General features: G+C 73.5%; 9 protein-coding genes. 2 read left to right on the forward strand and 7 right to left on the reverse strand.

Translation table 11 applies throughout. From position 1 onward, the window contains the following. Window positions 1–49 precede the first annotated feature (49 nt). The 6 genes from ACFUC1_RS18940 to ACFUC1_RS18965 form a co-directional block, all read right to left on the reverse strand. A complete protein-coding gene (locus tag ACFUC1_RS18940) occupies window positions 50–1,036 on the reverse strand; it encodes a hypothetical protein (protein ID WP_379122571.1) in 987 nt (328 codons plus the stop codon). Next, entirely contained in the window at window positions 1,033–1,683 is a 651-nt protein-coding gene (locus tag ACFUC1_RS18945; RefSeq protein WP_379122573.1) for a cytochrome b N-terminal domain-containing protein, read from the reverse strand. Before ACFUC1_RS18945 ends, ACFUC1_RS18940 begins: the two co-directional genes overlap by 4 nt. Beyond that, entirely contained in the window at window positions 1,680–1,943 is a 264-nt protein-coding gene (locus tag ACFUC1_RS18950) for a hypothetical protein (protein ID WP_379122574.1), read from the reverse strand. The genes ACFUC1_RS18945 and ACFUC1_RS18950 overlap by 4 nt, the downstream gene beginning before the upstream one ends. A 122-nt stretch (window positions 1,944–2,065) precedes the next feature. Further along, a complete protein-coding gene (locus ACFUC1_RS18955) occupies window positions 2,066–2,710 on the reverse strand; it encodes a hypothetical protein (RefSeq protein ID WP_379122576.1) in 645 nt (214 codons plus the stop codon). Continuing rightward, complete coding sequence (locus ACFUC1_RS18960; protein WP_379122578.1) at window positions 2,707–4,482, reverse strand: lamin tail domain-containing protein; 1,776 nt, start codon at window positions 4,480–4,482, stop codon at window positions 2,707–2,709. Before ACFUC1_RS18960 ends, ACFUC1_RS18955 begins: the two co-directional genes overlap by 4 nt. Before the next feature lie 109 nt (window positions 4,483–4,591). Further along, complete coding sequence (locus tag ACFUC1_RS18965; RefSeq protein ID WP_379122580.1) at window positions 4,592–5,221, reverse strand: GNAT family N-acetyltransferase; 630 nt, start codon at window positions 5,219–5,221, stop codon at window positions 4,592–4,594. 131 nt (window positions 5,222–5,352) lie between these two features. On the opposite strand from ACFUC1_RS18965, the gene ACFUC1_RS18970 reads away from it, so the two are divergent. Then, window positions 5,353–6,567, forward strand: coding sequence for an FAD-dependent oxidoreductase (locus ACFUC1_RS18970; protein ID WP_379122582.1), 1,215 nt, complete (start codon window positions 5,353–5,355; stop codon window positions 6,565–6,567). Window positions 6,568–6,661: 94 nt separating this feature from the next. Here ACFUC1_RS18970 and ACFUC1_RS18975 read toward each other — a convergent pair whose 3' ends face one another. Beyond that, window positions 6,662–8,056: a cation:dicarboxylate symporter family transporter gene (locus ACFUC1_RS18975; protein ID WP_379122584.1), complete on the reverse strand. Its 1,395-nt coding sequence runs from the start codon at window positions 8,054–8,056 to the stop codon at window positions 6,662–6,664. A 158-nt stretch (window positions 8,057–8,214) separates the two neighbouring features. On the opposite strand from ACFUC1_RS18975, the gene ACFUC1_RS18980 reads away from it, so the two are divergent. Then, entirely contained in the window at window positions 8,215–9,777 is a 1,563-nt protein-coding gene (locus tag ACFUC1_RS18980) for an ATP-binding protein (RefSeq protein ID WP_379122586.1), read from the forward strand. Window positions 9,778–9,906 lie beyond the last annotated feature (129 nt).

Genomic DNA, 9,906 nt, shown 5'->3' on the forward strand with positions numbered 1-9,906 from the left:
GCACGGCCCCCGCCGTGCCGCCCCGGACCACGTCCCCCGATGGACGAGGTCAGGGGGCCGGTGCCCCCGGGGTGGGGGAGGACGGCGCCCCGGCGTTCCGGCGGTACCAGTCGCGCCAGACGAGGCGGTGGACCGGGATCCAGCGCGGCAGGTCGCGCAGACCGGGGATGAACGGCACGAGCACGAGCCCGAGCGTCAGCAGCATCATCAGGCCCCACACCAGGGCGTCGGCGTTGTCCGACGTGGAGAACGGCGGCACCTTGTACCAGAAGGTGTAGAGCCACAGCCAGGGCTGACCCGGGTAGTTGCCGGTCTCGTTCATCATTCCCCACTGGTCTCCGCCCAGGCTGCGGGCGCGGGCCTGGTCCTCCAGGTACGACCCGTCGGCGAGCAGCAGCAGCTGCCGGCTGGGGTCGCTGCGGTAGAAGGTGCTGCCGCCGAGCTGCTGCTCGAGCCCGCCGGACGCCGCGAGTCGCTCGAAGGCTGCCGCGATCGCGGGCACGGGGCCGTACTGCCCCGCCGCCACCTTCGCGGGGTTGCCGTCGGGGGCCTTGCCGAGCGCGGCCTCGTAGGTGCTCGCCCACTGCGCCCGCTGCGCCGTGGTCGCGACCGACCACTCGCCGAGGGCCTTGACGACCGCCGGGTCGCTGGTGGCGCGCTGCAGCGGGGTGAGCACCAGGTCGTGCGCCGAGTCGACGGGGTACCGGACGCCGGCCCACTTCTGCAGCGGGACGCCGAGCAGGGTCTGCCCGGTGCCGGCGGAGTTGTACGGGGGTCCGTACGAGGCGCTACCCGAGTCCCCGGACAGCTCGGCGACGGCGGTCGCCACGACGTCGTTGGGCGCCGCCTTGGCCCAGTCCTGCAGGGTCAGCGCCTTCTCGTCGGGTGAGCCGAAGACGGCCGCCAGGACGGCCGTGAGGACGACGATGGCCGCCAGGGCCAGCACGAACTCCTTGACGAGGTCGTACGGACGGGTGGGGAAGCCGTGGGAGTCCGGCGTGACGCGTTGTGTCCGCGGCCGGGTGAGCGTGGTCATCGCTGCACCTCCTCGGCCGGGGCTGCGGACGCGGTACCGGGCGCGGTGGCGACCTCGTCCAGCGGCGGGACGACACCGTGCCGGCGGACCAGGATGACGTGGGCGACGGCGATGATGCCGACCGCGAACGGCAGCAGGACGACGTGGAACAGGATCATCTGGCCCGTGTCGAGCACGTTGAAGAAGGCGCCGATGCCGACGGAGTTGAGGCCGTCCTTGGCCTGGGTGCTGATCCACTGGCTGTCGAAGTTGGTCTGGACGAGGTAGCCGGTGAAGGCCGTGCCGATCGAGGCCAGGAGGGCGACGACGCCGGTGACCCAGGTCAATGCCCGACCACCACGCCAGGCTGCCATCCAGAACTTGCCCCAGAGGTGGATGACCATGACGACGAAGAAGAGCTCGACCGACCACAGGTGCAGGCTGTTGACGTACCGGCCGAGGGTCGAGGTGTGCCACCACGCGACGCCACCGAGGCTGAGCCCCATACCCGTGAGCACGACCACCACGAGCGAGGCGAGCGTGAGGACACCGAAGACGTAGATCCACGAGGCGACGTATGCCGGCTGGCGGTCGGGCAGGACCTGGCCGGGGGGCACGGTGCGGCTGACGCGGTCGCGCAGCCACACCGTCCAGCTGGTGGAGCTCATCGGCCTGCCTCCGTCCGGTCGTCGGGGGAGCCCGGTGCCCCGGGCGGTGTCTCGCGGGGTGCCGTCGTCGGGGATCCGGTGCGCAGGCCGGGGCTGGTGTCGTGGGCGCGTGAGTGCGCACCGGGGAAGGGCAGCAGGAGGGCTGCGGCGAACACCACGAGCATCAGGACGATGATCAGGGCGTTGGTCACCGAGACGTGCACCACTCCCCAGTCGAGGTAGGTGCCCGCTCCGGAGGCGGCCGGGACGAGGTGGACCATGGGGCGCTCCTTTCGTGGCGAGCGCCCGGGGCTGCACGCCCTCGACCGGCTCGTCCGTCTGCGCCACCGGTGGGGCAGACGGACGAGCCGGAACAGGGACCAAGGGCCCGGTCGCCGGGTGCCTAGTGGTGGTGTCCTGCGGAGCCGTGGTCGGGTGCTGCCGCGCCCTGGCCGGAACCGGCCGGCCCCTGCGTGCACGCGACGGCGGAGACCACCTCGGCCAGGGCCGAGCGGGCCACCCACCGGGGGGCGCTGCCGTCGAGGGCGTGCACGAGCACCCGCGACCCCGCGACGCGCGTGGCCACGACCTGGTCGCCGGCGCACGGGTCGGCCGCCCGGGCCGCCCGCAGCACGCCGCGCAGCCGGTAGTCGTCGACCCAGCCGGTGACGCCCGTCCCGTCGAGGCTGGTCACCTCCACCTGCGTGCCCAGCACCCGGGTCGGGCGCGCGAGCGTGCCGTCGGGGACCGCGCCGACCACCGCGCCGCCGCCGGCCCGGTCGGTCAGCGGGACCGACGCCAGCTCGACCAGGCCGTGGTCGTCCCGGCCGCTGACGAGCACCAGCCGGTCGGTCGCGGGTCGGGTCGAGCCCGCTGCGCCGACCGTCGCCCCGTCCGCAGCCGCCTGGGTGACCGCCGGCGCGACCCCTGCGGCGGGCGACACCACGGCGGTGGCCGGCGCCGCCCCGGTGAGGGCGTGACCGGCACACCCGAGCAGGAGCACGGCGCCCACCCCGGCCGCGACGACGCCGCCGCGCCGCCGGCTCACGGGCACGTCGTCGGGTTGGCGGTGCCCTTGGTCACCGCGGTCGAGATGGTGCCGCACCAGGCGCCGCCGTCGCCGCTGCGGTGGAACACCTTGTCGTACTGGGTCGAGCCGAGGCTCCAGCTGTAGCTGTCGTAGACCGTCTCGACGCCGCCGCTGATGGCCAGGAACCGCGCCGACTCCGCGCCGGTGTTGTTGAGGTAGCCCGACGGGATGTCCATGACCCAGTGGCCGCCGGCTGCGATCGTCGTGCCCGCCGGGATCTGCCGTGGCGAGCCACCACCGCCCGCGGCGTCGTCGATGTACAGGCCGCTCAGGTCGACCGCCGACGTGCCGGTGTTGTACAGCTCGACCCACTCCGTCCCCGTGCCGCTCGGGGCCATGAGGACCTCGTTGACCTTGACGGCCGACGGCGAGCCGCCCGTGCCCCCGGTGCCGCCGGTCCCGCTGCTCGCGCGCGTCGTGTAGCTGCGCGTGCCCGCGTCGTACGCGACGGTGAACCCGGCGCCCGAGCCCGAGGTCGCCAGGTGCACGGTCCCGTTGTGGTTGTAGGTGCCCGAGTAGTCGATCGCGGCCCCGGTCGTGTCCGTGGTGTCGCACGGGTCGTTCGCGAGGAAGATGTCCGCGCCGACCTTGCGGAACGCGTCGAGAGTGCGGTTGCCCGGGTGGCCGTAGGAGTTGACGCCGCAGGAGATGAACGCGACCTGCGGGTCGGTCGAGGTGACGTAGCCGTCGGAGGACGAGTGCGCCGACCCGTGGTGGTTGGCGCGCAGCGCGTTGACCGTGCCCATCTTCGTCTTCAACAGCGACTCGACGTCGTTGTAGGTGTAGCTGTTCGCGCTCGTGGCGTACTCGCCGTCGCTGTCGCCGGCCGTGGCGTAGGCGAACGGCCCGAACGCGAACCGAACCCCGATCGAGTAGTCGTTCTCGCTCGGCGGTGACGCGTCGAGGTGGTGGTCACCGCTGACCGGGGTCGTGCCGTCGGCCTGCATGACGCCCTTGGCGTTGGCCTCGACGATCGTGGAGGTGACGCCGGTGCCGAGGTCGAGCGAGGGCCAGGTCGAGCTGTTCGTCAGCTGGACGACCTTGCCGTTGATGTCGGCGCGATCGGCCTGGGACGCAGGGCCGTAGAGCCAGCAGATGAAGCGGGCGCCGGTACCCGAGGTCGTCCCCGCGTTGTCGTAGTGGATCTCGTCGCTGGGGGCGGTCGACGTGCCCGGGTCACAGGTGCCGTTGCCGTTGGTGTCCTGCCAGGTGCCGCCGTCGTGGTCGATCAGCTGGCCGACCGTGAAGCCGAACCCGCCACTGGCCGCGGGCGCCAGGAGCTGCCACAGGCCGTTGCCGTATGCCGTGGTGTCGCCCGGGACGCGCGGGTACCCGATGTGGTCGAGGTGGTGGTGGGAGGCCATGACGTAGTCGAGGTGGACGGGGCCGGAGGCGATGCCGCAGATCGAGCGGATCTGCGCGGCGACCTTGGTGGCGTTGGTGTTCGTGCCGGTGCTGTTGAACGAGGTCTCGCCGAGGTCGACGAGCAGGGTGCGCCCCGTCGGGCCGACGACGAGCTGGCTGTCGCCCTGGTCGACGTCGAACCAGTAGATGTTGAACTCGCCGGGGGTCCAGGTGCCCGCGCTAGAGCAGTGCGGGGCGTCGGTGACGGCGTGCGCCGGGGTGGTGCCGACGGCCAGTCCGGTGGCGCCGAGGACGGCGGTGAGCAGGCCGACCACGGCAGGCGGCAGGAGGCGCCGGGTGCGGCGCGTGGGGGAGGGGGTTCGCATGGCTCGGGATCAAAGCCGAGCCGGCGTGCCGGCAGGTGAAGCGCAGGGTGCAGTCTCGTGCCGGTTTGGTCTGCGTTCGGTCAGGGAACGTCATGGACCATGACATCCGTCATGGTCGGCCCGGCGGATCCGTGCGCGGCGATGTCGACGGTGACGCCGCTGGGTGCACCGTGCCCGTCGGGTCGCCGGCCCCGCGAGCCCACTCCTCGCGGGTCAGGCGGTAGAGGTGGTGGCGCCGGACGGGACTGCCCTCCTCGACGAGCGGGTGGTCGAAGTCGGCTCCCTCGTCGCGGGTCATGCCCAGCTTGCGCATCACCGACTGCGAGCGGTCGTTCGCCGGGACGACCATGGCCACGACCTCCTCGAGGCCGAGCTCGGTGAAGCCGTGGGCGACGCTCGCGCGGGCCGCCTCCGTGGCGTACCCGTGCCCCCAGCCCTCCCGCGCGAGCCGCCAGCCGACCTCGACGCACGGGGTGAAGTGCTCCTCGAAGCGCGGCACCGCGAGCCCGGTGAAGCCGAGGAACGTCCCCGTGTCGAGCGCCTCGACGGCCCACAAACCCCACCCGTGCTCGTCGAGGAAGGTCGCGATGCGGTCGGCCATCGCGTCGCTCTGCTCGCTGGTGAGGTGGTGCGGGAAGTGCACCATCACGGCGGGGTCGTCGTTGAGGGCCGCGAACGGCTCGCGGTCCTCCTCCCGCCAGTGCCGCAGGAGAAGCCGGTCGGTGCGCAGCTCGGTCACCTGCCGACGGTATGCCGTCGGCACGCGTCGCGGGCGGGAGCGCGCCCCCCTGGCGCGCCCGGGCCGCTGACGGAGCGCGGCCGTGCCGCGCGTGGCGAGCGGCGCGGCACCGCTCGTGCGACGGTGTTCCCGTGCACGACGTCGTGGTGGTGGGTGCAGGTCTGGCCGGGCTGCGGTGTGCCCTCGAGCTGGAGCGGCGCGGGCTCGACGTCGTCGTCCTCGAGGCCTCGGACCGCGTCGGCGGACGGGTGCGCACCGACGTCGTCGACGGGCACCTGTGCGACGTCGGGTTCCAGCTGCTCAACCCGTCCTACCCCGCGGTGCGCAGCGCCGTGGACGTGCCCGCGCTCGGCCTGCAGGCCTTCGGCGCGGGGGTGCAGGTCCGCCGGGACGGTGTGACCGCGCTGCTGGCCGACCCCCGCCGCGAGCCCGGCTCGGTGGTGACGACCCTTGCCAGCGGGCTGGTCACGCCGGGGGAGGTGGCCCGCCTCGCCCGGTGGGCAGCTCCCTCGCTCGGACCCGTGCGCTGGCTCCTGCGCGGCCCGGACACCTCGCTGGCCGCGTCGCTCGACGCAGCCGGTGTGCACGGGCCGCTGCGGCACGAGGTGCTCGAGCCGTTCCTGGCCGGTGTCCTGGCGGAGGACCGGGGCGCGACCTCGTCGCAGTACGTGCGCCTGCTCCTCCGCTCCTTCCTCCTCGGTACCCCGGGCCTGCCCCGCGACGGCATGCGCGCGCTGCCGGCCCAGCTCGCGGCCCGGCTGCGGCGTCCGGTCCGCCTCGGTGCCCCGGTCGAGCTGGGAGCGGGTACGACGGTCCGCACCCCGGACGGCGCGGTCTCCGCGCGGGCGGTGGTGGTCGCGACCGACCTGACCTCCGCCGCCCGGCTGGGGGTCGTGCCGCAGGCGCGGGTCAACGGGTTGCGGACGTGGTGGTTCTCGACGACCGACCCGGTGCCGACGAGTCGCTGGCTTCGGGTGGACGGCGACCGGGGGCCGGTCGTCAACACCGCGGTCGTGTCCGACGCCGCACCGTCGTACGCCCCGCCCGGCCGCCGCCTCGTGCAGGCCACGACGCTGGCCGGCGCACCGGACGACGAGGGCGTGGTGCGGGCCGAGCTGGGCCGCCTGTGGTCCACATCGACCACGGGCTGGGACCTGGTGGCGCGGCACGACGTCCGGGAGGCGCTGCCGCTCGTGGCCCCGCCGCTGGTGGAGCGCCGCCCGGTCGACCTCGGTGGCGGCCGGTTCGTCGCCGGCGACCACCGCGACACCTCCTCCATCCAGGGTGCGCTCGTGTCCGGCCGGCGCGTCGCCCGGGTCGTGGCGACCAGCCTCGGGGTGCGTTGAGCCGTCGGCCGCGCCCGGGCCCCCGTCCCGGACGTGCCGCGGACCCGCCACCTCTCGAGGAGGGGACGGGCCCGCGGGTCGGGGGAGGGGCGGCTCAGCGGGACGGGCCCACCGGCTCCGGCAGCGCCGTCGTGCGCTCCTGCGCCACGTCGGTGACCGGCTCCTCGTCCTCGTGGTCGACCATGGTCCGCTCGTCGAACGGCAGGTCGCCGGCCAGGACGCGGTCCAGGCGCGGGCGGTCGAGCTCGCCCACCCAGTGCCCGATGAGGACCGTGGCGACGGAGTTGCCGGCGAAGTTCGTCAGCGCCCGGGCCTCGCTCATCATCCGGTCGATGCCGACGATGATGCCCACGCCGGGGACCAGGTCTGGGCGGTGCGCCTGCAGGCCGCCGGCGAGGGTGGCCAGCCCGGCGCCGCTGACGCCGGCCGCACCCTTGGACGCGATGATCATGAACACCAGCAGCGAGATCTGCTGGCCGAACGTGAACGGCTTGTCCAGCGCCTCGGCGACGAACAGCGAGGCCATGGTCAGGTAGATGGCCGTGCCGTCGAGGTTGAACGAGTAGCCGGTCGGGACGGTGATGCCGACCACGGGGCGCGAGACGCCGGCGTGCTCCATCTTCGCGATGAGCCGGGGCAGGGCCGACTCCGACGAGGACGTCGAGAGGATGAGCAGGAACTCGCGCGCCAGGTACTTGAGCAGCTTGAAGATGTTGACCCGGGCGGCGAGGTAGAGCACCGCGCCGAGGACCACGAAGACGAACACGGCGCACGTCACGTAGAACCCGAACATCATCTTCAGCACGCTGGCCAGGCCCTTGGTGCCGGTGGCGCCCACGAGCGCGGCCATCGCGCCGAACGCACCGATCGGCGCGGCATACATGACCATTGCCATGAGGCGGAAGACGAGCCGCTCGAAGTGCTTGATGCCGGCCAGGATCGGCTCACCGGCGCGGCCCATCTTCTGCAGCGCGAAGCCGACGAGCAGGGCCACGAACAGCGCCTGCAGGACCGAGCCCGCCGTCAGGGACGAGACGAGCGTGTCGGGGATCAGGCCGAGGATGAAGTCGACCGTCGTCTCGCTCTTGTCGCCCACCTGCGCCTGGCCGGCCTTGGCCAGCTCGGCGGTGAGGTGCAGGCCCGAGCCGGGCTTGACGATGTTGCCGACCACGAGGCCGATCGCCAGCGCGAAGGTCGACATGGTGAGGAAGTAGGCCAGGGCGAGGCCACCGACCTTGCCGACCTGGGCGGCGCGGCGCACCGAGCCGATCCCCAGGACGATCGTGCAGAAGATGATCGGCGTGATCATCATCTTGATGAGGCTGACGAAGCCGGTGCCGAGCCACTTCAGCTTGATGCCGAAGTCGGGGAAGGCGAACCCGACGATGATGCCCAGGACCATCGCGACGATGACCGCGAGGTAGAGGTAGTGCGTGCGGTCCCGCTTCGGTGCGGGCCGGTCGACGACGGTGTCGGCGGCTGTGCTCACGGTGCTCTCCCAGCTGTGTGTCCCGGGACGTCCCGGGATGGTGAACAGCGACGATGGTGGCCCGCGCGAGTGGCTAGGGTCACGATTGTGTTCATTGAGTTCCCCGGCGGTGACGTATGCCGGTGAGCCGGCTCCTGCGGGCCCCGGCACGGTGGAGCGTGGCCCGGCAGGTGTTCGTGCTGCAGGTCCTCGTCGGGCTGCTGGTGGTCGTCGTCGGTGTCGCGGCCGGCTACGTCCAGGCCGGCAGGGCGAGCACGCAGGAGGCCACCGCGCGGGCGCGGGCGGTCGCCGAGACCGTGGCGAGCAGCCCGGACGTCGTCTCAGGCGTGCGGGCGGGGGACTCCTCGAGCCTGCAGCGGTTCGCCGAGGAGGCCCGGGTCGAGACGCGCACCGACTTCGTCGTCGTGATGAGCCCCGACGGCATCCGCTTCACCCATCCTGACACCAGCCAGATCGGCCGCCGCTTCATCGGGCACATCGAGGCCGCGCAGCGGGGCGGCGTGGTGGTGGAGGACTACACCGGCACCCTCGGCCCGTCGCGCCGGGTCGTCGTGCCCGTCGAGGACGGCGGCACGGTCGTGGGGCTCGTGGCCGTCGGCATCCGCAAGTCCGCGGTCAGTGCCGAGCTGCGCAGCCAGCTCCCCGGCATCCTGCTCGCCGGCCTCGCCGCGGCGCTGCTCACCGGGCTGGGCACCGCCCTGGTGTCCCGCCGGGTCCGACGCCAGACCCACGGCCTGGGCGAGCGGCAGCTGCGGCAGATGGTCGAGTACTACGACGCCGTCCTGCACGCCGTCACCGAGGGGCTCCTGCTCGTCGACCTCGACGGCACCCTGCGGCTGGCCAACGACGAGGCGGTCCGGCTGCTGGGCCTGCCCACCGACGCCGTCGGTCGCCACGTGCCGGAGCTGGGGCTGCCCGAGACGCTCGTCGCCGCGCTCACCGACGACCGCGCCCGCGAGGACGAGCTGCACGTGACCGACGCCCGCGTGCTCGTGCTCAACAAGGCCCGGGCGCAGTGGGACGGCCGGCTGCTGGGCTTCGTCGTCACCCTGCGCGACCGCACCGACCTCGAGCACCTCACCGGCGAGCTCGACTCCGCCCGCGGGCTCACCGAGGCGCTGCGCTCGCAGGCGCACGAGTCGGCGAACCGCCTGCACGCCATCGTCAGTCTCATCGAGCTCGGCCACCCCGAGCGCGCGCTCGCGTTCGCGACCGACGAGCTGCGGGTCTCCCAGGGGCTCACGGACGCCGTCGTCGGCGCCGTGTCCGAGCCGGTGCTGACGGCGCTGCTTCTCGGCAAGGTGGCCCAGGCGAGCCAGAGCGGCATCGAGCTGGTCATCGCCGACGGTGCCCAGTGGCCGGCGCAGGCGGCGCCCGACCGCGACCTCGTCACCATCGTCGGCAACCTCATCGACAACGCGTTCGAGGCGGTCGCGGGCGCCGACGGGCCGCGCCGCGTCACCGTCAACTGCCGGGACGAGGGCGAGGAGGTCGTCCTCGTCGTGGAGGACACCGGGCCCGGGCTGCCGCCCGGCTCGGTCGACGACGCCTTCCGGCGCGGTTTCACGACCAAGGCCGAGGGCAGCGCCGGCCGGCGGGGCATCGGCCTGGCCCTCGTGGCGCAGTCGGTGGCCCGGCTCGGGGGCCGGCTCGAGGTCTCCGGCCCGCCCGGGGCCCGGTTCGTCGTCCGGCTGCCCGTGCAGGACCACGCCCGTGCCTGACCGCCAGCCGGAGGTGCCCGACCACCAGCCGCCCGTGCTCCGGGTGCTCGTCGTCGAGGACGAGCCGGTCGCGCTCGAGGCCCACGCGGCATACGTCACCCGCGTCCCCGGCTTCGAGGTGGCCGCCAC

It is taken from the genome of Pedococcus sp. NPDC057267 (assembly GCF_042668795.1).
Taxonomy (GTDB): Bacteria; Actinomycetota; Actinomycetes; order Actinomycetales; family Dermatophilaceae; genus Pedococcus.

Excerpts from the sequence above, each read along its gene's own strand:
- ACFUC1_RS18940 (WP_379122571.1), bottom strand. The coding sequence starts at position 1,036 with ATGACCACGCTCACCCGGCCGCGGACACAACGCGTCACGCCGGACTCC.
- ACFUC1_RS18945 (WP_379122573.1), bottom strand. The coding sequence starts at position 1,683 with ATGAGCTCCACCAGCTGGACGGTGTGGCTGCGCGACCGCGTCAGCCGC.
- ACFUC1_RS18950 (WP_379122574.1), bottom strand. The coding sequence starts at position 1,943 with ATGGTCCACCTCGTCCCGGCCGCCTCCGGAGCGGGCACCTACCTCGAC.
- ACFUC1_RS18960 (WP_379122578.1), bottom strand. The coding sequence starts at position 4,482 with ATGCGAACCCCCTCCCCCACGCGCCGCACCCGGCGCCTCCTGCCGCCT.